The 22,765-nt window shown below is 60.6% G+C and carries 12 protein-coding genes; 6 read left to right on the top strand and 6 right to left on the bottom strand.

What is annotated here, in order from left to right:
• Nucleotides 1–117: 117 nt before the first annotated feature.
• Nucleotides 118–666 (bottom strand): DUF4142 domain-containing protein, encoded by a 549-nt coding sequence (locus IVB05_RS16955; protein WP_247785666.1) that lies wholly within the window; start codon nt 664–666, stop codon nt 118–120.
• Between the two features lie 1,023 nt (nt 667–1,689).
• On the opposite strand from IVB05_RS16955, the gene IVB05_RS16960 reads away from it, so the two are divergent.
• Nucleotides 1,690–2,106: a heme-binding protein gene (locus IVB05_RS16960; RefSeq protein WP_247785667.1), complete on the top strand. Its 417-nt coding sequence runs from the start codon at nt 1,690–1,692 to the stop codon at nt 2,104–2,106.
• 394 nt (nt 2,107–2,500) lie between these two features.
• Here IVB05_RS16960 and IVB05_RS16965 read toward each other — a convergent pair whose 3' ends face one another.
• Entirely contained in the window at nt 2,501–8,029 is a 5,529-nt protein-coding gene (locus tag IVB05_RS16965) for a trifunctional serine/threonine-protein kinase/ATP-binding protein/sensor histidine kinase (protein ID WP_247785669.1), read from the bottom strand.
• Nucleotides 8,030–8,797: 768 nt separating this feature from the next.
• Here IVB05_RS16965 and IVB05_RS16970 point away from each other — a divergent pair.
• The 5 genes from IVB05_RS16970 (at nt 8,798) to IVB05_RS16995 (ending at nt 16,602) form a co-directional block, all read left to right on the top strand.
• Nucleotides 8,798–9,241, top strand: coding sequence for a hypothetical protein (locus IVB05_RS16970; protein ID WP_247785670.1), 444 nt, complete (start codon nt 8,798–8,800; stop codon nt 9,239–9,241).
• Between the two features lie 616 nt (nt 9,242–9,857).
• Nucleotides 9,858–11,384: a Do family serine endopeptidase gene (locus tag IVB05_RS16975; RefSeq protein ID WP_247786737.1), complete on the top strand. Its 1,527-nt coding sequence runs from the start codon at nt 9,858–9,860 to the stop codon at nt 11,382–11,384.
• 919 nt (nt 11,385–12,303) lie between these two features.
• A complete protein-coding gene (locus IVB05_RS16985) occupies nt 12,304–13,359 on the top strand; it encodes a YbhN family protein (RefSeq protein WP_247785671.1) in 1,056 nt (351 codons plus the stop codon).
• Complete coding sequence (gene mprF / locus IVB05_RS16990; protein ID WP_247785673.1) at nt 13,335–15,158, top strand: bifunctional lysylphosphatidylglycerol flippase/synthetase MprF; 1,824 nt, start codon at nt 13,335–13,337, stop codon at nt 15,156–15,158. The genes IVB05_RS16985 and mprF overlap by 25 nt, the downstream gene beginning before the upstream one ends.
• A 10-nt stretch (nt 15,159–15,168) precedes the next feature.
• Entirely contained in the window at nt 15,169–16,602 is a 1,434-nt protein-coding gene (locus IVB05_RS16995; RefSeq protein ID WP_247785675.1) for an AcvB/VirJ family lysyl-phosphatidylglycerol hydrolase, read from the top strand.
• A gap of 647 nt (nt 16,603–17,249) precedes the next feature.
• Here IVB05_RS16995 and IVB05_RS17000 read toward each other — a convergent pair.
• The 4 genes from IVB05_RS17000 to IVB05_RS17015 all read right to left on the bottom strand — a co-directional run bounded on the left by IVB05_RS17000 (nt 17,250) and on the right by IVB05_RS17015 (nt 22,761).
• Nucleotides 17,250–18,236: an ABC transporter ATP-binding protein gene (locus IVB05_RS17000; RefSeq protein WP_247785676.1), complete on the bottom strand. Its 987-nt coding sequence runs from the start codon at nt 18,234–18,236 to the stop codon at nt 17,250–17,252.
• The gene (locus IVB05_RS17005) at nt 18,233–20,059 is read right to left on the bottom strand and encodes a dipeptide/oligopeptide/nickel ABC transporter permease/ATP-binding protein (RefSeq protein ID WP_247785678.1); all 1,827 of its coding nucleotides are present in this window, start codon (nt 20,057–20,059) and stop codon (nt 18,233–18,235) included. The genes IVB05_RS17000 and IVB05_RS17005 overlap by 4 nt, the downstream gene beginning before the upstream one ends.
• On the bottom strand, nt 20,056–21,087 hold the full coding sequence (locus IVB05_RS17010; RefSeq protein ID WP_247785679.1) for an ABC transporter permease: 1,032 nt from the start codon (nt 21,085–21,087) through the stop codon (nt 20,056–20,058). Before IVB05_RS17010 ends, IVB05_RS17005 begins: the two co-directional genes overlap by 4 nt.
• Before the next feature lie 63 nt (nt 21,088–21,150).
• Nucleotides 21,151–22,761 (bottom strand): ABC transporter substrate-binding protein, encoded by a 1,611-nt coding sequence (locus IVB05_RS17015; protein ID WP_247785681.1) that lies wholly within the window; start codon nt 22,759–22,761, stop codon nt 21,151–21,153.
• Nucleotides 22,762–22,765: the final 4 nt, after the last annotated feature.

Here is a 22,765-nt window from a genome sequence, read left to right on the forward strand (position 1 = left end):
ACGAGGAACGGTACGCCGCCTGGTGACTTTCGAAGGTGCGCGTTTCTACGGCGTTCATATCGCTTCCGATCGATGGGATTGCTGCCGTCCTCTTTATAAAGGGACGCCCCCCGCACCTTAGCGTGTCGAAGTCCGAGCAGGACCATTGCGCTCCATTGCCTCGGCGCGGCGCAGATGCTCCTGCAACGTGGGAAGTGTTTGCTGCGCCCACTCCTTGAACTGCTGGTCATCGCCGTTCTGCGCATAGGATTGGAACAGCTTCACGGCCTGCTGGTGGCCTTTCAACATCATCGGGGCATAGGTGCGGTCGAACCGCATCCCGGACTCGGATTGCAGCCGCTTGAGCGAGGACTGGGACTTGCTGTCGAGTCCCTTCGGCAGCTGGAAGTTCTGCTTCTGCGCGATCGACTCGAGCTCGTCGCCGATCCTTGTGTGATCCTTGATCATCAAGTGTGCGAAATCTTTGACCTGTTCGTTCGTGGTTTTCTGCAGCGCGATCTGACTCGACCGGATTTCCAACGTATTGGCGTTCGCCGCCGTGTGAACAAACTTCTCGGTTTCCGCCGACGGCGCGGCGGGTGGACCGCTGGAATGCGATCCCTGCGCCACCGCCATAACGGGCAGCGCTAAGGTCAGCAGGGCAACCGCGAAAGTGATCCGCGTCATGACCAGTGCTCCATGTCTGTCCTGCACGTTTGGCAGGCAATGATCCTCGTTCGACCATAGCGCCGGTCTTGGGACAGGTTTCCGACGGCTTCCAAACGACCCGAGGACATCCGTATCATGCGGTATTCTCACTTTGTGCGGGTGCGATTGTTCGTCGCGATTCCGGATCCGATTGGCGAGCGCCTAGTGGCGCTGACGCTATGATTTCGAGCTCACAGAGATGTAGAGAGGCGGCTGAGATAAAGCTTGACCGATATTGTTGCTGATTAACCGTTCTTGCGAGGATGGGCCAGTATCCAGACCCAACCCGGCAGGAACAAGCCGTTCGGGCTAGCGATCGTTGAAGCCGCGGATGATGTTCGAGAGTGATCGAGTTCTGGCTCAGCGTTTATAACCACCGCCGTCGGGCAGCGCACGCGGCTTGGAGCCCGCCTGCAACGACGGCTACCACAAACTCGCGGGAATGCGCGTCCGATGATAAACTCCGCGTATTGCGCCGAATGGCGCAGAGAAATTGGCGGATCACGATTCGCTAACGCAACTTTGAACTCCGGTTGCCATTTTCGCATTATTTCAACGGGTAGATGCCACGCTCCCACTTAAATTGACAAGGAGTTGTTGGACCATGGCACCGAGAACCAGGATGGCCCGCGCGTGCGGCAGCACGTTTCTCGCGTTGGGCGTGCTAAGGCGCCCAAGATCACGGTTGAGCTGCTCAGCCACACAAAGCAAACAGCGTGCGAGAGGGAGAAATCAAACTCCCAGCATTGCGGTGTTTTCGCAGCTCTTGCTCTATCTCGCGGCCAAACCTAGCGGTTGGATTGCTTCCGCGGAGTCGCCGAACACTCAAGTGTGATGAGCATGGTGGTCGTTTCTTCCCACATCAGGAAATGAGATCCGGTAAGTCGCCATGCATGATAAGAGGTTAAACTTTAACGAAGCGATCGGTTCGCCATGACGAAACTTGGAATTAGCGTTGGAATATTGGCCACGGTCTTCTGCCTGTCAGTCCGGGCACAGACCGTGAGCGTATTGGTCCTCGATCAAGCTGGAGCTCAGACGGTCCTGCAAGCAGCGAAGGAGACCGCGCAGCAGCGCAATGGCCCCTCGGCAATCGCAGTGGTTGATCCCAACGGGGATCTGCTTGCTTTCCAGCGGATGGACGGTGTCCGCCCAGCAAGCGCGGACCTCGCCATCGAGAAGGCACGAACGGCTGCGCGGCTACAACGGCCGACGGCAGAGATCGAGGACAACATCAATCGGGGTCGAACGGCATTCGTCACCGCCGGCATCGCCGCACTGCGCGGCGGCGTGCCGATACGCGTAAACGGCGAAGTCGTAGGCGCAGTAGGTATTGCCGGCTTTAGCATGGAGAACGACACCGGCATCGCGAACGCCGCGGCGGCGGCATTAAGCCCCTTACCGAAAACAGCTCAGTAGGTGACGGAGTTAAGCTTGGCCATCTGTCGAACCGAGCTGATCGGACGACAGTGAGGGCCATTTGATGTCGGCGCCCTGGTCAATGATTGCCGATCTCAGGAAACACAAAAGCCCGCCCTGTGTCGGGGCTTTTTTTGTGATAAGGCGACTTCGCAGCCTTTACATCTCGATTTAGTCGCACGATGGGAAAGGTTGAGTAACGTCGGCGTCCTCCGGAAGAGCGCTCGCTGCGTTTCCAGAGACGATGTCCTTTTGGCAGATCGAGCGACGGCACCGGAGTGAAGCGCCTCCTCGCGCCTCAATCGCGCCAGGTCGATCGGTTAGAACGGCGCGATTGATGCAGAGTGAACTCGCGTCCGGGGCCGCCTGTTCTTCGGACTTACGCGCGCAGCATTCAGGACACAGTGTCGGTTTTCGCCGGCAGGGTGAACTGAAACGTGGTACCGTGTGGCACGTTTGCAATGGCCCACAGCCGGCCACCGTGGGCTTCGATGATCGAACGACAGATCGAGAGCCCCATACCTATGCCGCTGGCTTTGGTGGTGAAGAAGGCGTTGAAGAGTCGATCGGCATTCTCGGCGGAGATTCCGACGCCGCAATCCGTTACGCTTGTTAGCACTTGTTGTTTTTCGTCCTGGCGGGATCGTATCACCAGTTCGCGCGGCCGATCGGTGACCGCTTGCATGGCTTCAATGCCATTCATCACCAGGTTGATAATCACCTGCTGCAGTTGAACCCGATCGGCCTGGATCATGGGCAGAGCGGATGCGAAATCCGTGCGCAACGACACCTGGTGGCTGACCAGCTCCCGCCGCACCAGAGCGATGGTTTCCCTGACGACATCATTGATGTCGAGAGGCGCCTTCTCAATGTCCGTCTTTTTCGCGAGCGCACGCACGCGTCGGATCACCTCACTCGCCCGATTGCCGTCGTCTATTACCCATTCCACTGAGCGGCGCGCTTTGTTCAGGTCGGGAGTTCCGCGGTCGAGCCAGCGCAGGCATGCCTCCGCGTTGGCGACGACGCCGGCGAGCGGCTGATTTACTTCATGGGAGATCGAGGCGGCTAGCTCTCCCAGCATCGTCACCCGCGTCACGTGAGAAAGTTCCGCTTGCGCTTCGCGGTATCGCCGCTCGCTCTCTCGCAGGTTCTGCTCGGCCTCTTTGCGCTCAGTCAAATCGAGAACGAAGGCGACGCCCTGGTCGCGAGGTCCACCGAAGGTCGCCGCGCCGACAAGCACGGGCACGCGGCTGCCGTCGTTCCGTAAGTACTCCTTCTCGAAAGCTTTGCAGCTTCCCGTCGCCCTAAGCTCTGCCACGGAGCGTTCGTCAGCGTCATGCCATTCGGTTGGCGTTAGCTCGGTCCAGCGCAGACGACCCGAAACGATATCGTCGCGGCTATGTCCCACTATGTGGAGAAAGGCCTCATTGGCCTCAATAATGCGACCATCAAAGTCCCAAATTGAGATCCCGATGATGTTGGAGTCGACCAGGCGCCGGACTTTCGCCTCACGCTCTTGAAGATCGCTGTAGAGGCGGGTGTTCTCCAGCGAGATCGCCGCTTGCGCCGCCAACAGTTCTAGGATCGCAATTCGCTCTGGGGGAAACGCGTACGAGCTCAGCGTGTTTTCGAGGTAGAGCAGCGCCGTCAAGCGTCCTTGTTTCATCAGCGGCAGGCAGAGGATCGACTTGGCTGGTCGGCCGCGCAGATAATCATCCTCGGAGAAAAGGTTGGGCTTGGAGGCATCATCGAGAATCACGCTTTCGCGCGTGCGGATGACATAGCGGACGAGAGTTTCGGGACAAGTGACGCCGGTGATTAACTTTTGGCACAGCACGACTTCAATCTGATCGCCGGCGGCCTTTGCCTCTGCCTGAATCACAGGGTCATCCTCTGCCGGCAGTATCAGAAGGCCGCGATCCGCGCCCGCATTCTCGAGCGCGATCGTCATCAGCCGCTCGATCAGCTTGGATAAGACGATCTCGCTGGATACGGCCTGAGAGGCTTTGACGACGGTCGCTACATCGAGTTGCTGGACCGACGAGCCAATGTTTGCTGTGGGACCGTGCGCCTCCGGAGCGGCCAAACTCGGATGAAGCCGATCAAGTTGCCTCACCTTGCCATCGGCTCCCCAGCGGAGATAGCCGTAGCGGGCATCTTGCAAATACACATGGGCAATCTTCTCAAAGCCGCGCGCCGCATAGAAGCGGGAAGCGAGTTCATTGGCGAGCGCCTCGTTGTGAATAAAGCCGTTTGCACGCGCCGAGCGGATGGCCTGCTCGTAGAGGCGTTCGGCATCGAGCTCCCGGCCTTCGATCCGCGCAATCTCGGCGCCGACCAGCGCGGCGCGGTTCTCGAAATTTTCCGGGCAATTCGCCGCCCAGAGCTGGAGTTGCTTGTGATGTGCAGCGACAGCGTCTAGGTGCTGCTGCCGCTCGCCGGCTGCCGCAGAATCACAGGACGCGGCGTGAGTCAGCGCGCTGTAAGATTGATATTCCGCCGTTTCAAGCTGCGAGCCCAAGCTCCACAACAGCCGTTGGGCCCTGGACGAGGCCTCGAGGGCCGACGCGTAGTCGCCGGCAAAGAAACGCGCCTGCAGCTTGCGGATCCAGTAGAAACACTCGCCAAACACCAAAGCCGGATTTGCTGAAAAGCGGCCCTCGATCCGAGCCTCATCGAACTGCTCTTCGTCGAAGCAGCCGAATGCCGGCGTCAAGCCGCGCAACGTCCGGATCAGCCCGATCTGCGAGGTGATCATGTCAATAACAAGTCCGAACCGCATCTTCTGCGCGAACACGAGGCCATGCTCGGCTTCGCGTTCAGCGTCGGCAAGCGGATCACCCGCCGCGAGAAGATTCGTGTTCAACTGGTTGCCGCAGTAGGCGGCGTAATTGAGATCCCCAACCTTGTTTGCCGCCTCAAACGCGCGGCGCACCAGATCGCGGCCAACCCGGACATGTCTCGTCCAGGGCAGAACGCTACCACCAAAGTCCATGTAGGTCCTGGCCTGGAAACGCGTCAGTCCGCGTTCTTGGACCAGGTCATAGCCGAGCTGACCAAAGCGATATACGGCAGTCCGATAGTCGCCGAAGTGCGGTCCGGCGAGCATGGACAGCCATTCATAGGCGCTGCACGAAGCGTCGCAGTTGCCGCGCTCGAGGCTGAGATTGACCGCTCGGCAGGTGATCAAAGAAAGCAGGTTCGCATCCGTATAGAATGCAGGTGGCACGATCTTGGCTAGGACGTCCAGCGTCGCGAGGGATGCCGGGTCGCTCATCAAAGGCAGCTCGATCAGAGACTCGATCGTGCGGCTCCCGAGTTGCGACCAGATCCGCTCGTATTCGCGACGTGCTTCCTCTTCCGTCGGATGCGGCGACCAGTCGATACCCAGATGCTGGAGGTAGTCGAGCCCTACGGCGATGGCGCGGCCGCTCTGATCTAGAGCGGTGTACAGGTCTGCGCGCAAGCACGCCACCGTACCTCGTTCCACCGTATTTGCGGCGCGGCTTGACAGCACCGCCAGGCGCTGCTCCGCCTCCGCCAGCGCGCCAGTGAGGAACTCGCATTCGCCCCGGTGCAGCGCCAGCGCAAAGGTGAGCTCGTGCCGGCGCTCCCACGAGTCCTCCAGCAATAGGGCCTCACCTAAAGTCAGATAGGTGAGCGCCGAGTCGTAGGCGGTAGTGGCCTTGGCGCGCCGGCCCGCGAGCAGATTGAGCTCGGCCAACTGCTCACGCTCGTCGCGTGACGTGATCAAGACGGCGCCACGGTTGAGCTGATTGACGATTTCGAAGATGTCCTCTTCGCGTTTTTCCGCAGGGGTATGCGCGACGAGCAGCCTTCCGATGCGCAGGTGCGCCTCGGCGCGCAACCGTTCCGGTATGAGTGAATAGGCGGCCTCCTGGACACGGTCGTGAATGAACTTGTACGAGCCCTCCATGAGTTCGACCAGCTCCAGACGAACGGCGTCCCAGAGGTCTGAACGGATGTCGTCCTCCGATTTTCCGAGGACGACCGAAAGCATCGTGATCTTGGCGACGTTTCCGAGGCAGGCAAGCTGCTGCAACGCAGCCTGGGTCGCGACGGGCAGGCGGGTCAATCTCCCGACCATGAGATCGACCACATTGTCGGTGTACCCCTTCGCGTGAAGGCGATCGAGTTCCCAGCACCAGCGCGCGGCGCCATGATCGAAGCGGAGCAGCCCCTCTTCGGCAAGCGCAGAAATGAACTGAATGGCGAAAAACGGATTGCCGCTCGTCTTCTCGTGCACCAGTCGCGCCAGCGGGGCGGCATCGCCCGGCGCGCAGCTCAGCGTATCCGCAATGAGCCGCCCCAGGTCTTCTCGGGCCAGCGGCGCAAGACTGATCTCCTGCACCAATGCTCCCGCCTTGCGGATGGCGTCGAGCTTACGCATCAGTGGATGGGCGGAATCGACTTCGTTGTCCCGATAGGCTCCGATTACCAGCAACCGCTGCACGTCCGCCTGGGTCAACAAGTCGGCGAGCATGTCGAGCGTCGCCGCGTCGAGCCATTGCAGATCGTCGAGAAAGAGCGCTAGCGGATGTTCGGGCCGCGCAAAGACGCCGAGAAACCGCCGGAACACCAACTGGAGACGCCCTTGTGCCTGCTGCGGCGGAAGATCCGGGACCGGCGGCTGCTCTCCGATGAGGAGCTTTAATTCGGGAACAATGTCGATCATGAGCTGCCCGTTCGGGCCAAGCGCCTCGCCGAGCGCGCAGCGCCAGCCGGCCAGCTCGGCGTCGCTCTTGCCCAGAAGTGCGCGGATCAGGCCCTGAAACGCTTGCGCCAGCGTCGCATAAGGGATGTCGCGCTTGTATTGATCGAACTTGCCGGAGGCGAAAAGGCCGCGCGCCGGCACCAGTGCCTTGTGCAGCTCATGGACGACGGCTGACTTGCCGATGCCGGAATATCCTGAGACCAGAGCCAGCTCCGGCCGGCCGCTGGTGACGACGCGGTCGAAGGCGGCGAGCAGGGTTTCGATCTCGCGCTCGCGCCCGTACAGTTTCTCGGGAATCAAGAGCCGGTCGGGCGTGTCCTGTTGGCCGAGCGGGAAGGCATCGATCCGATGCTGAGCCTCCCATGCGGCAAGGCAGCGCCCTAGGTCGCGCTCCAGGCCGGCCGCGGTCTGGTAGCGCTCCTCGGCGCTCTTGGCGAGCAGCTTCAGGACGAGATCGGAGAGCGCGGCCGGGACAGTCGCCAGCCGCTCGCTTGGTGGCACCGGCTTTCTGGCTATGTGGCAGTGGACCCACTCCATGGGTTCGGCCGCGGTAAACGGCAGTGAGCCGGTGAGCAACTGGTAGAACGTAATGCCAAGGGCGTAGAGGTCGCTGCGGGCGTCGATCGAGCGGTTCATGCGTCCGGTCTGTTCGGGCGCCATATAGGCGAGCGTGCCCGCGATTGACTCGGGCGGCGCGGGCGCCTGCCGCTCGCGCGGCAGACGCGAAGCGATACCGAAACCGGTGAGCTTGACCTCTCCGGTCATGGGGTTCACCAGGATATTGGCCGGCTTGATGTCCTTGTGGACGAGACCGCACCGGTGGACTTGTGTGAGGTCCGCGGCGACCGCGATGGCGATGCGCAGAAAGCTCCGCACCTCTGCGGGCATCCCGAGCAACCGGTCCAGCGGCTCGCTGCAGGTGTCCTCGAGCAGCAGCATGATCCGACCGCGTTCGCGGACGAGCTCGAGCGGTCGCACCGCCCACGTCCCATCCAGTTCGTCCTTCAGTTCGTATTCGCGAGCGAGGCGATCGAGGGTGGCAGGTATCGGATGCTCCGCGGCGGGCAGCACGGCCAGCACGGCGGCCCGACCGTCGGCGTGTCTTCTGCAGAAGACGCGTTCACCGTCCTCCCACAAGACCTTGAGGCTACTACCTTCACCAGCGCCGAACCAAGGGGATGGGTTCATCTGCGGGATCCGCCGTCAGGTCGGTGCTGCCATTGGACTGAGAAGGTCTCTCAGAGGGTGGCCAGAGAAGGTCTGAATAGGAGTTTACCACTCACGAGGCGGCATGACCATGTCAGTTACTGTGGAGGTTGCGGATGCCGACCGATGACAGGCATCGCGGCGGGCATAGACCGGGTGTCGGCAGCCCCAAGGAAGGAACCCGCGCGAGATGAGGCACCGAGGTGCTGCGCGGCTATGGCGACTTGGGTGTGCCCAGCTCCGTCAGCCCTGGAGACGGGTCGCCGCCCCCTCAGGATGGTCAGGCAAGCCTTGGGCAGTTCGCCAACGATGGGCAGTTCGCCAACGGCGAAGCAGCGGCCCGAGGTCCGGCGCTTGGATCTGATCTCGGTTCGCTTGCAAATCGAATAGCCGTAGCGTCGCGTCCAGTCTGGACGCCGCCGCTTGTGCTAGGCCACCTCAAGCGTCCTGATGCGCCGGGCGAGGTAGGCGCGCTTTTCACGGCGCGCCGAGGTGACGTGGGGTTCCGCTAAGAGCGACCAGGAAGGCGGAGGTTCCGGGGAGGGTGAATCACCGTGATCGGGATCGATGCACTCGTTGCGATCATGCTGATCTGGTTGCTCGCCCGCTAACGGCTGCGATTGATCGAGCCGACGACCAACAGTATCCGTTTCGCCGGCGAGGAGATCACCGCGCTCGACAGGCAGCTTCGCAACACGCGGCGCGCCATGCAGATGGTCAACCTGGAGCCGCTCCCTGCTGCATCCAAAGATGACGCCCGAGCCGCGCGGGCGATTCAACGCGATCACCGCCGAAGTGAGGCTGCGAACCGGCCTTGTAGACCGCTATCCGCACGGGCTTTCCTTGGGCAACGGCAACGCGTCAACATTGCGCCCCATTGCCGCGCATCCTAGTCTCGTCGTCCTCGACGAACTGACCTCGGCTTTGGACGTCTCGCTACGTTCGCTCATCATGCTTCTTCTCGAGGCGCTTCAGAAACGGCTGGGGCTCGCCTGCGAACAGCTGATCGCAACAGCCGATGCGCTTCGACGAGCCTTGCCACGCAATCTCGAGGGTCTAGAGCTTGCCCAAGATTCTCCAAAGCTTCGTACTTCGTCAAACAGCGTCATGAATGCATCGCTTGCCTCAGGCCGCAGCAAGCCGCAATGCTACTCCAGGATCGCGTCAGCCGTAGACGCGCGGAATGCTTTCTAGTGCGCCGGCGAGGCCAATCGGCTCGCAGGAATTGGCGCGCCTGTTGCCCAAACAACAAAGAGTCACGTGAAACAGTGGCAACGAGGGCACCGCTCTGAGGCATATCGTTGAGATTCGTGGCAGGGGGCGCAAAGGGGCGATCAAGATCGGCGGTTCGCCGTTCGACAGCTTCGCGAAAGCCGAGGAGGCCTGCGACACGATGCTTGAGCATCTGAACACAGCTCCCTAACTGCGCCGGTCCGGTAGCCGCCAACCTCCTGATCGGCCGCAAATGTCGCTGTCCAAATATTCAACAATGACATAGGGGGCCGTTTCGGGTCAGGAGCTGCAACGAGGTCGCAATCGCGTGGTTGTGATATGATCGAATGAACGGAGACGCCGCACTGCGGCCGACGCTTGTCGTGTCTCCGGATCGCGGGTTGGTGCAGCAGGAAAAGCCCGGCCCCTTTGCTGTTTCCCGACCGGCGTGAGCCGGGCTTCAAGGGAACGTGCACGATTGCGCGAACCACCTTTACCCTTTCCACGAATTAACCTGTCCGACAGGCGATCGTAATGTCGGGTCCCTAGTACGTACTCTGAAAGGGCCATGTGGGCCTCATTCCTAGGAGCTTCGATCATGACAAACGACAAACCTGGCCATCACCTTTACGCAAGGATCTTCTCGCGACGACGATTGGTCCTGCTCACTTCCGTCGCCGGCATTGCCGCGATCGTCGCACTGGGAGGTCCGACGGGCTATACCCATCTCTCGCTGCCGTGGATATCGAGCGCGCGAGCTGCGGATGCCCAGAGCCAACAATCAGCGGGCTTTGCCGATCTGGTCGCCAAGGTGAAGCCCGCGGTCATCTCAGTGCGAGTCGAGATGGATGAAATGTCAGACGCGTCGGATCTGAGTTCGGACAAGGAAGATAATTCACCGTCAGGTTCCCCATTTGAGAAATTCTTTCAGCAACACGGTTCCGACGAAGCGCCAGAAGGCATGCCCCAGCGCCATGAGATGATTATCGGTGCCGGGTCGGGCTTCTTCATTTCACCTGACGGCTACGCCGTGACCAACAATCACGTGGTCGATCACGCCCGGTCTGTTCAGGTCACCACCGATGACGGCACGACTTATAAGGCCAAAGTCATCGGCACAGACCCCAAGACTGATCTCGCACTGATCAAAGTCGACGGAAAATCCAGCTTCGCTTACGTGAACTTTGAAGATCACGCGCCGCGCGTCGGCGATTGGGTCGTAACCGTGGGTAATCCATTCGGTCTCGGCGGCACGGTCACCGCCGGCATCGTATCCGCACAGGGGCGCGACATCGGCTCCGGCCCGTACGACAACTACATTCAGATCGATGCGCCGATCAACAAGGGCAATTCCGGCGGTCCCGCATTCGACATCAATGGCAACGTCATAGGCGTCAATACCGCGATCTACTCGCCCTCTGGCGGCTCGATCGGCATTGGCTTTGATGTCCCTGCGCAGACAGCGAAGACGGTTATTGCCGAGCTCAAGGATAAAGGAGTCGTGACGCGCGGATGGCTCGGCGTCCAGGTTCAGCCTGTAACCACGGGCATCGCCGACAGCCTCGGTATGAAGAAAGTCGAAGGCGCAATGGTCGACGAGCCGCAGAATGGAAGTCCAGCTGCAAAGGCTGGCGTCCACTCCGGCGATGTCGTCACCGCGCTCAACGGCACGCCGATCAAGGACTCCCGCGACCTTTCCCGCAAGGTGGCGGCATTGGCTCCCGGCAGTTCGGTCGAACTCGATATTCTCCGAAACGGAGAATCGAAGACGCTGACCGTCACGCTCGGTGAACTGCCCAACCGAAAACAAGCCGATGCCGGCAGCCGGGAAACCCGGCCGGATAGCGGTTCGCCTCATATCGGGCTGAGGCTGGCGCCTGCGAATGAGGTGGCTGGTTCCGGCGGTAAGGGTGTTGTTGTCACGGCCGTCGATCCGGATGGCTCCGCCGCGGAACACGGCTTCCAATCCGGCGATGTCATCGTTGATGTTGGCGGCAAAGCGGTCGGTGACGCGAGCGACGTGCGTAAGGCGCTGTCCGAGGCAAGGTCGCAGGGCAAGCATGCCGTGCTGATGCGGGTGAAGACAGCCGATACAATGAAGTTCGTTGCGCTGCCCATTGGATGAATGGGATTGGTGAGCGTTGCTGTTGCCGGCGCGTCGGAGGCGGCAACGAATGCTGATGACGTATTGCGGTCGGGTTGAAAGGGCGAATTTACCGATCATCTGGCAGCCGAGTGGCTTCTGATGCCGGTTCCGTTCCGCTCAATCCGGCTACGCTGATTGATATACGGCAATCGGCGTCGAGGTAAATTCGGAGGCACCGGCTGGCGAAGGAGATGATGTCCCGATCAGTAGTATTCCGCCCGGCGCAGAAAGCGCTGGTGGAATGCAAAGAGTGCGAAGGCGACTTTCGCCGAAACGTTCGACACGGGGGTAACTCTGGCGTAACTCTATTGTAATTCACCAGGATATTGCGTGCGCGAAGCTCATGAAGTTTTGTCAATCCGCCGACGCCATTATCGGCGCAATCTTGAGCTGCGTCTCGGTGCTGCGGACGTTTCCTTCGCCGGCACCCGCAGCCGATCGAGTCGCCGCCGGAATTGATCGTTCCTCACGCGATTCCCACCGACGAGCGTATCTGGGTCCCGGTTGAGGAGAACGTGTGGTTTCGGCCGCTGCTGGCCGCTTCGCGAGTTACTGGATGAACCTGTTTGCGCGTGCGCAAGTCGGGTGTGCTCTCGCGCCATCGTGATCCGCAGCCGGTCCATGCTTACGTGATCAAAGGAGAGCGGCGCGATCTCGAGCATGCGTGACTGCAACTTCACGAGCGGGAAAGTCGAGCGGCGGCGCGCTTACTTGGAAGCAACGCGTTGTTCAATGCGAGCGCACCGGCGTTTGCTGGGGCCTCTGACTCCCTAAAATTCAATTTAATGGTATCGGCGGGTCGGTAACCTACATCGGCCTCACGCCTAATGTTTCTGCTTTATGTTCGCCGCGCACCAGGAGGGCGCGCATTTGGTGCAACAGATCGAGAGCCAACTGCGTGGTAAGCCGCTGGCTGCCGTACACATACCGGGACTTCGGCTCTCTGGTTTCGCTCGGCAATTTCAGGACCGTTGAGAATCTCATGGGCGTTATTTGGCGGCAGATGGATGAAACGATTTTACGCCAAGGCGATACTGAGCGAATTGCTCACAATCCCGAACGGAAAATGAACCAGTTTGTTGTCGATGTGACTTTCCGCGATGCCAGTCGTACTGGCGCGGACCACCCGCTCCAGCATGTCTCTCGGTCAAGTAGCGGGACTCAAATGCGCAGCTGGATCGCGATCCTTGCACACAAAGTGGGGAGTCTGTTCCATCACCCATGGACGCCTGCCGTTCTCGTCATCGCGGGAATCGTTGGGCTCTCAGCGTTACTGTTGGGCTTGCTGCAGGGGGTCGATCCGGCTGCGGTTAGACAGGCGATGGCGCAAACGCCATGGACGCACATTGCTCTTTCATTCTTCTTCTCGGCAGTGAGCTATCTCACCCTGATAGGATATGAGGTCCACGCAGCGCGAGCGTCCGCTCCAGTCAAGCCTGTCCCATTTCGAACGCTCGCGCTTGGTGCTTTCACGAGCTATGCGATCGGGCACACGCTAGGCCTTCCTATCGTGACCGCAAATGCTGTGCGTTGGCGCGTGTATAGCCCGGCGGGCTTGACGCTTGCCGAAATCGGCAAACTCGCGGCCATCACCGGCCTGACCCTTTGGTTGGGCTTGGTGCTTGCTATTGGCGCGGGTCTCTTGCTTGAAGCAGACCCGGTAGCCACGTTGGATCGCCTTCCCGTCGCGGTCCACGTCGTCACGGGTGCGGCTCTGCTCGCGCTGCTTGCCGGATTTGTGCTGTGGTCCGGTCAAGGCAACCGTTCCATTGGCCGGGGAATCGCGCAGGTCCGCCTTCCCGGCGGACGCTGCACGCTCATTCAGATCGGGCTCGGGTTTCTTGATGTGTCGGCTGCCGCAGCCGCGCTGTGGATACTCCTTCCGGCAGATTCCGGGGTTCGCTTCCTCTCATTTTCCGCGCTTTTCGCGTGCGCAATCATCGAGCCGTCCTGACCCATGCCCCCGCGGGCCTCGGGGCCTTCGAGGCCGCGATGCTCGTCACGCTTCCGAACACGCCGCAGGTGCAGGTCCTGTCAGCCCTGGTCCTCTGGCGCGTTACCTATTTTCTGACCCCCTTTGTCCTTGCCATTGCGTTGCTCTGCGGGCGCGAACTTCAGCGTCCTGGCTCGCGTCTCGCAAGCTGGATGTGGCGTGCACGGCTTTTCGCCCGGTCTCTCGCGCCTTCCATTCTCGCAGCGCTCACCTTCGCCGGTGGGGTCGTTCTACTGGTTTCGGGAGCCACGCCGAGCGAAGGGACGCGAATCCACGCCCTGAAGCATCTCGTACCACTCCCTTTTGTGGAACTGTCGCATCTGACCGGGAGCGCCGCCGGCGTGTTACTGCTGATCATCGCCTGGGGGCTCAAGCGCAGGTTGGATAGCGCTTGGATTGCGGCTGTAACTGTCCTTGCCGCGGGCATTGTCGTGTCGCTCGCCAAGGGCTTTGATTGGGAAGAGGCCCTCGTGCTCGGGGCCGCGCTCAGTCTGCTCCTGATGCATCGTACGAGCTTTTACCGAAAGGGGGGCATTCTCGCGGAGCCGCTTTCGCCGGGTTGGCTGGCGGCCATTGCGATCGTGGTGGTGGGTTCGATCTGGCTCGGCTTCCTGGCTTACACAAACGTGGATTACAGCAACGAGCTCTGGTGGAGCTTCGCTTGGAAGGGCGATGCCTCGCGCTTTCTGCGCGCCAGCGTGGCCGCCGTCGTCGTGATGACAGCGATCGCTCTACACAAGCTGGTTAGCCACCGGCCGCAGCGCCGCAAGGCCAATCTCGTGAATTCTGAGGCACTTGCACGCGTCATCGCCAGCTCCGATCGCGCCGAGTCCAATTTGGCGTACCTGGGAGACAAGGAGTTTCTCACGCACGATGCCGGGGACGCCTTCCTCATGTACGGCGTCCGAGGCAAGAGCTGGATTGCCTTGGGGGATCCGGTCGGCAACCCCGATAGAACCCGCGATCTCCTGTGGCGGTTCATCGAGGTGGTCGACGCCCATGCCGGCAGGCCCGTGTTCTATCAGGCGAGCCCCCGACTTCTGCCGCTCTGTCTCGACGCTGGACTTTCGCTGGTGAAGCTTGGCGAGGAGGCCAAGGTCGACCTCTCGAGCTTCACGGTCGAGGGGGGTGCGGGCCGCGCGTGGAGGCAAACACTTAGTCGGGCCAAACGCGAAGATCTCGAGTTTTCAATCATCCCGGCCGCCGAGCTCGGACCCTATCTGCCAGATCTCAAGGCGGTTTCGGACGCGTGGCTTACAAACAAGAGCGTTGGCGAGAAAGGCTTCTCCATCGGGTTCTGGTCCGATGCATATGTTTCGCGGTTCGACCACGCTGTAGTCCGGCAAGCGGGCGAGATCGTCGGATTCGCCACGATCTGGTACGGCCAGCCGGGTGGCGAGATCACCGTGGATTTGATGCGGCATCGTCCCTCCGCACATGGCGTGATGGACGTCCTGTTCATTAATCTCATGCTTGAGGGAGAGAAACGCGGGTATCGTTGGTTCAATCTCGGTATGGCCCCACTCTCGGGCCTGTCTGAACACCGTTTGGCGCCGAATTGGGGAAAGATCGCTGGTTTCGTGCTGCGCCATGGCGAGCGCGCTTATGGCTTCGCTGGCCTAAAGGCATACAAGGAGAAGTTCAGACCGGTCTGGGAACCGCGTTACCTGGCGTACCCGGGCAGCTGGGCTATGCCGCAGGTTCTTCTTGACGTGACCTCGCTGATCTCCCGCGGCACAGCAAAAACAGTCTGGAAGTAGGAACATCGCCATGTCCAGAATCGTTATGGCGGCCGTCACACCGCTCGTACTTCTTGGTGCACTCTGCGCAGCGATATTGGTCGGGAATCCAAGCTGGCGCCCAGCCGTTCTGCCGTTCGCCTTCTCTCCTAAGCCCGTTCATGCGACCGTGGAGAGCGAAGTATTCGGGTCTCTCCAGGTCGAAAGCCCGGGCAGCCCACCTAAGGCGCTCGTATTCGTCGCCGCGGGTCCTGATGACGCGGTTGAGCGCAACGCGTATGCCGAGGCGCTCGTCAATGCCGGTGCCGTCGCCGTCACGATCGACTTGAAAGAAGTTCGTGCCCGGCTTGCGGCCGCGCCGCACGAGGACTCGTGCCACTATGTCTCCGACAATCTTAAGGACGCCGCTCAAGCAGTCCAGCGCAAGCTCGGTCTCAAAGCGTATCTATTCCCGGTCGTCGCGGGGATCGGGGAGGGGGCGCCGTTTGCATTCATTGCGCTCGCGCAGGCGCCCGACAATACATTGGCGGGGGCCGTAAGCCTGGGCTTCGACACGCGACTGCGTGCCGATCGGCCCTATTGCCCCGGTCCGAACATGAAAGCCATCGGCGACGGAACCTATCAATTCGACAATGTAACACCGCTTCCAGGCGCGTGGCGGGTCATTGCCTCACCAATAGAGCAGGAACGTATCGATGCTTTTCAGCATCCGTTCGACGATGCCCAAGTCGTCGTCGCTTCATCCGACGAGCGGGAGGCAGCCTTCGTAGCGGCGGCGCTCGAGATCGGCTCACGCGGCTCGCATGGCGTCGACGATCTTCCGGTTTCCGTGATCCGCCCGAAGAGGGAGGCGCGCGCACTGGCGGTAATCCTCTCGGGCGACGGAGGCTGGCGCGACATCGATAAATCGATCGGCGAATGGCTTGCCGGTCGTGGCGTCGCCGTGGTCGGCATCGACTCGCTGCGATATTTCTGGTCTGAGCGGGATCCCAAGCAGATCGCCGCCGACGTTGAGGCAATCCTTGCGCACTATGGTCGGGAGTTTGGGACCACCCGCTATGCTTTGGTCGGTTACTCGTTCGGTGCCGACGTCCTGCCGTTTGTCTGGCCCAACCTCAACAATTTAGTCAGGGACCGAGTGGTATTGATGTCCCTCCTCGGGCTCAGCACCACGGCCGATTTCGAGATCACCATCGGAGGATTCCTCGGAGGCGCCTCTGCGAAAGATCGGCCGATCGCGCCTGCGCTGGACGGCCTCCCCCTTGCGAAGACACAATGCTTCTACGGTAGCGATGAGGTTGCCGACCGGGAAACCTCTTGCACTGCTCCCGAGATGAAAGGTGCCGAGCTGATCGAAAGGCCGGGCGGTCATCACTTCGACGGCAACTACGACGCGCTCGCGGCCAGAATCCTCGAGCGCCTGACTGGGTCGGGACATGACGCTCATTGGCATTGCTGTGGCTAAGACGCTCTGCAACGGCTCGTAGGTAAAGTGCGCCATCCCTGGCTTGGCAATCCGCGCCGCTTGACCATGCATTTTGCGACACTTGAGGTTCGCGGGCGGTGCATGTTTGGACTGCTCAGAAAACTGACGCGAATTCATTCGAGCCCAGGTACTTCGTGAAGCGATCAGAAAGGAACTGGCGCGAACGCATTACAAGTTCTGCGAGAGAATGTTGGAATACCGTTTCTCTCTCTCCGCCATCGACCTGGGCAGTCTGCTCTCGAACTCGGTCGACCAGCCCCAAAATCCCCAACAAACTGAGACCTTCTGGGGGACTGACCGTACTAGGGCTCGAACACTCTGGGCCTACAAACATGTCCAAGGCGGAAGCGGTACCGATCTGCATGTCGACATGGGTATGCGGTGGCGCCCACCTCTGGATCCGGGCTTCGCTCGATCCCGAAGCTGCCGGCATCGAGATTTTGCCGATTCGAATGCCCGAGGATTGGATTTCAATCATGCCAACGTTGAACGGGGCGGCATCCGGCCTCCGCTGGTTGGAGGGCCAACTTGTTCCACCGGACGAGTCCGGGCCGGTCCAAATCGGGGTATGAAAAATCGACGGGCCGGATAGAGGCGCCGCACTCCATTAGAAGGGTTCAATCCGACTATTCTGGAGCGACCTCGGCGATCACTTCGGACGTGTCGCGCCAACGTAAACAGGCTGCGCCGTGTTCAGGACCAACCGCAGCCATTGGCGGTATATCGTCGAGGCAGCGATCCAACCTGATCGGACAGCGGCTGTAGAACGGGCATTCCCGGCGGGGATTTATCGCGCTCGGAATCTCACCGACGACCAGACTGCGCTGCAACCGACGGGTCGGGTCAGGCGACAAGACGGCTGACATCAGGGCGCGCGTGTACGGGTGGCGCGGGTCTGCCATTATGGCCGCCGTCGGAGCTTGCTCCACGATGTGGCCGAGATACATGACTGCAACGCGGTGGCTCATACGTTCCACCGCCATGATGTCGTGCGAAATGAACAGGTACGCCACCGACATGCTGCTTTGAAGCGAGCGCAGCAGACCCAAGATTTCCTCACGGACGGTGGGGTCGAGGGTCGAGGTCGGTTCGTCAAGTACGACAAGCTTCGGGCTGGTGATCAGCGCCCGCGCAATACCAACTCGTTGCTGTTCGCTTGCCGTCAATTCGATCGGAAAACGATCCAGGTATTGCGGCCCGAGACCCACTCGCTTCAGCATCTCGGTTATCATGCCGAGCCAGGCGTGGGCCGGTGCATCGCGCTGCAGGGCGAGCGGCTCCTCGACGGTCTGCCGCACCGTCCGGCGCGGGTTCAAGGAGGCGAAAGGATCTTGGAACACCATCTGCAAGCGCGACCGCAACGGCTTGAGTTCCCGTTTCGTGAGTCGCGTGATGTCGGAGCCCTCGAAGCGAATACGCCCGCTCGTTGGCTCAACCAGGCGGAGCAGACACCGGCCGACCGTCGTCTTGCCCGATCCGCTTTCCCCGACGAGCCCGAGAGTCTCTCCTCGTCCGATCTCAAAGCTGATCCCATTGATAGCACCGACATAGTTTTGGCCCTTGAGATAGAAGCGCTTGACCAGCCCTTCGACTGCCATCAGGGGATCTGTCATGGGACGATCTTCGAGGATGTGTTGGTTGTCGCGGCAGCGCTGACGGCGCGCAAGTCGGCAGCCGCAATCAGTCTACGAGTAACGGCGTGGCGAGGGGCCAACAGCACATCTCGAACGGACCCCATTTCGACTATCAGACCTTCATCCAGAACCGCAACGCGGTGGCAATAATGGGCGACGATTCCGAGTTCGCGAGTCGCCAGGACCTGGGCGGCGCCACTTTGGTGACAAAGCTCCATCATCAGGTCGAGCACCTGTCGTTGCACGGTCACATCGAGGCCAGCCGTCGGCTCGTCGGCGATGATTAGCGGCGGCCGATGCACCAGTGCGATAGCAAGGCAGACGCGCTGCGCCATGCCGCCGCTCAACTCGTGCGGATACGCCGCGAGCCAGTGCTCCGCGTCGCCGATCCCGATCGCGCCCAACATCCTCGCGGCGCGCGCATGTGCTTGACGGCGGGAACACCGATTGTGGGCTCGAATATGCGCCACCATGAGATCGCCAACTCGCACCAGCGGATTGAGCTGGCTCTTGGCGTTGGGGAGCAGAGGCAGGATCTCGTAGCCGCGAATGGCGCGCAGTGCCTTTTCATCGAGTTCGGCCAGATCCTTGCCGCGGAAAAAGACATGGCCCGCACGCCGCTGCAGACCGTGGCCGAGCAGCCTAAGGATTGCGCGAACGAGGATGGACTTACCGGAACCGGGGAGGCCGACTACGCCGAGAATCTCGCCGGGCATGAGATCAAAGCTCACGCCGTCGAGGATGGGAGGGCGACCAGAGGCCTCGATAGCGAGCCCACGGACCGAGAGTATCGCGGCCTGTGCGAAAGGTGCGGCGGGTTCGGCCTGCGCCGCAGGCGCGATGCGGGCGTTCGATAAGAGACGACGCAAGGGCACGGCTCTTTGCCCCGGCTCCATCAGCTTGCCTACAATGTCGCCCATGGCAGCAAATGTGAAGACGATTAGGCCCAACAAGATACCCGGAAACATCGCCACCCACCACTGTCCGGTGATCATGAACTTGGCGCCGCTCGCGATCATCGCTCCGAGTTCAGGCGTAGGCGGGCTAACGCCGGCACCTACGAAACTCAGTCCGGCGGTCAATAGCACGGCAAAGCCTATCGTTACCGACACCTGAACTAGGACTGTCGGCCAAGCGTTCGGAAGCAGATGCTTAAAACCGACGCCGAGTTCGGAGTTGCCGAGAGCCACCGCAGCCTCGGCATAAAGATGCTCGCGCAGGGAAAGTATTTCAGATCGCACCAGACGCAGGAACACCGGAAAATTAACGAAAGCGACTGCAAAAACCACGTTAACCGGTCCGGTGCCGTGAATCGCCACCAGCACCATAGCCAAAATGAAGACCGGGAACGCCTGAATGACGTCGAGAAGACGCAGTGTCCCCTCCGATATCCATCGCATCGCTCGCCGATCTGCTCCCTCGAAATAGCCAGCGACAACGCCAAGCGGCGCGCCGATCGCAACCGAGAGGGTGGTGGCAATGACGGCAATGAGTACGTCAGTGCGAGGAGCTGCGATGAGCCGGGACAGGACATCGATGCCGTTTTCGTCTGTCCCGAAAGGATGCGCGCCATTCGGAGACATCAGCCGCTGCAGCGGATCAGCAACCGTCGGCGGGTAGGGCGCAATAAACGGGCCGATGGCTGTTATGATCAAAATAAGAACAAAGATGACCAAAACCGCCCTGTCGAAGCGGCTGAGGCGCGACCACAATCCGATAACGCTCCGCTGCGCCGAATGCCTTGCTACGCTTGCAGACGAATGCTGCCGGCGCCCGTCCTCATCAACCTTACGCGCGCTCAAGAGGCCCTCGCCGAGATACGCGGATCGACCATGAACTGGAGGAGGTCGACAATCAGATTCACCATCATCGTGAAGACCGCTGCGACCAGCACGAAGCCCTGTATCGGCGCATAGTCTGCAGTCGTGATCGACTGCACAGCATACCGGCCGATCCCGTTTAGATTGAAAACTGTTTCGATCAGAACTGCGCCGCCGAGCAGATATCCGGTAACAACTCCTGTGACAACAACTGCCGGCGGCGCCGCATTGCGCATCGCCCATAGCAGGACCGTGCGTCGCGGCAGGCCCAGGCCCTCGGCATAGATCGTGTAGTCGCTGCGAAGCGACGCTTCCATGCTCGCTCTCACCATCTTAAAGATCGGGCCGCCATAGACGAAAGCAAGCGTGACGGCCGGTAGTGCGAGATGGGACAAAGCGGACTCAAAGGTGTCGAAATTCCCCGCGAGCAGTGCATCTACGACGTAAAAGCCCGTAACCCGCGCGGGCGGAAGATCGAGGATGGCGAGCCTGCCCTCCGGACCAGGCGCCCACCCCAGCACGCTGAAGAAGACGAAGATGAGTACCAGGCCGAGCCAGAAATCTGGCAAAGCTCCAGCGAGCACGCCGTAGCCGAAACTGATGCGCCGCGTCGCGCGCGCCAGCCAACCGCGGGATGGACTCGCCGAGAGAACGGCGATCGGCACCATAATCACCAGCACGATGAGCATTCCGGCAGTGATGAGCTCAAGCGTCGCTGGCGCGCGGACGAGAAGATCTTGAGCAACCGAACTTGAATTGACCCAGGACCTGCCCAAGTCACCCTGAAGAAGACGCTGGAGGTAGGCGATGTATTGCTGCGGCAGTGGCTCGTCAAGGCGGAGCTGGTGGCGAAGCAGCTCTACTCCCTCCTCTGGGGCAAGAGGGCCCAATTCTAGGCGGGCAGGATCGCCCGGCAGCATGCGCACGAGAGTGAACGTAACGATCGAGATCAGGAACAGTTGCGGGACCAGAACCAACAGGCGTCGGCCGATGTACTTGAGGGTCCGCATGATTCTAAACCTGCACTTTGACCCGTCCTGCCTCAGGCGCTTGCCCGGATACGATGCAGCGTCTTACTTGGCGAAGGACATTTCGTTGACTTTATAGTGCTGGGTGGTGAACCACTTCCAGCCCGAGAGGTTGGCGCTCATAGCGTTGACATACGACGGTTCTGCGATCCAACCCAGTGTTGCTGCTTCGTGGATGCGTTCTTCGGCGGGGCGGTGGAAGGGGTTGCGCTGGGCGGAATCGACGATCGAGGCGCCTTCTTCGAGCAAGCGGTCGACCTCCTTGTCGCTGTAATTTTGGTAATTGACAGCATTGCCTGTCAGATAAAGCAGCCTGAGCGAGTAGTTGGGGTCCGGCTGGATCGGGTAGTCGATCCAGAGTGCAAAATCGGCTTTCTTTGACTGAACCAAGTCAGAATGAGCCGATACGGGCTGCTTGCGCAGATCGATGTTTATACCGACCTGAGATAGCGTCGACTTCAAAAGCACGGCTATGTTCTCTTGCACCGGATCGCCGGCGCTGTAGGTCAGTGTGGTCCGGAAGCCGTTGGCATAGCCTGCCTCGGCAAGCAGGCGCTTGGCTTTAGCCACATCATACGTGTAATTGTTGAATTCCACATAGCCGGGATAGACGCTGGGCATTACGCCTTCCCAGGTGACGGCCAGCCCGCGATAGATATCTTTGACGATCTGGTCGCGCGCGAGCAGATGATTGATGGCTTGGCGAACCTGCACCTTGTCAAACGGCGCCTTATTGTTGTTCATCACCAGATAGATCGACTGGTTGCCGCGAACCGCGGCCACGCGCACGTTGGATGCCGCTGCAAGGCTGACCGCCTCGTCGGGCGAAACGCCTTCGATCAGATCAACCTTGCCCTCCTTGAGAAGTGCCAGCCGGCTCGCCGATTCCGGAACGACCTGATAGATGATGCGCTTGATCTTCGGTGGACCCTGCCAATAGTTCGGGTTGGCATCCATGACCACGCGATTGCCCGCTTCCCAGCTGCGGATCACATAGGGTCCAAAGGCAACAAGGCTCGTCGAAGCCCATTTGGTAGCCCACGGGTCGTCAGGCGTCGAATGCTTCTTCGCTTCCGTGCTGTCGTACCAATACCAGTAGAGGTTGGTGAGAATCTTGCAAATTAGCGGCATCGGCTTGTCGGAGCTGATCCGCACAGTGTGGTCGTCGATTTCCTGCCACTGTTTTGGGTCGGGCGCGTTCGCAGCATTCTGCATAAACGTCCCAATCGCCTTGAGTTCATGCGCGCGCTCAACCCTCCACAGCACGTCCTTGGCCGTGAATTCATTCCCCACCGCCGATTTCACCCCTTTGCGCAGATGATAAACGGCGGTCTTGCTGTCCGCACTCAAATCGCAGTTCTCAACAATGCCCGGAACCATTTGCTGCGCCCGGAAGTCTGGATAGGTGAACCCTGGAATCTTGGTCGGGTCTGCCCCTGTGGTCGGCGCATACGGATAGGTGGTTGGTTTCCATTCTGCGCCCGGTTCAATAACCTGTGCCGCCATCGTCCACGTTTGGGGACCCGATTGGCGGTCAACATCCACGCCTTGTGGTGTTCCCGGTACTGCGATGATGATGGTGTCTTTGGTTTGGGCCAGACACCCGCCGCTGACCAAGGCCAACATTCCGCACCCGCCACCCACTGCCCAGATCACGGGA

Origin of the sequence: Bradyrhizobium sp. 170 (assembly GCF_023101085.1) — a bacterium.
Classification (GTDB): Bacteria; Pseudomonadota; Alphaproteobacteria; order Rhizobiales; family Xanthobacteraceae; genus Bradyrhizobium.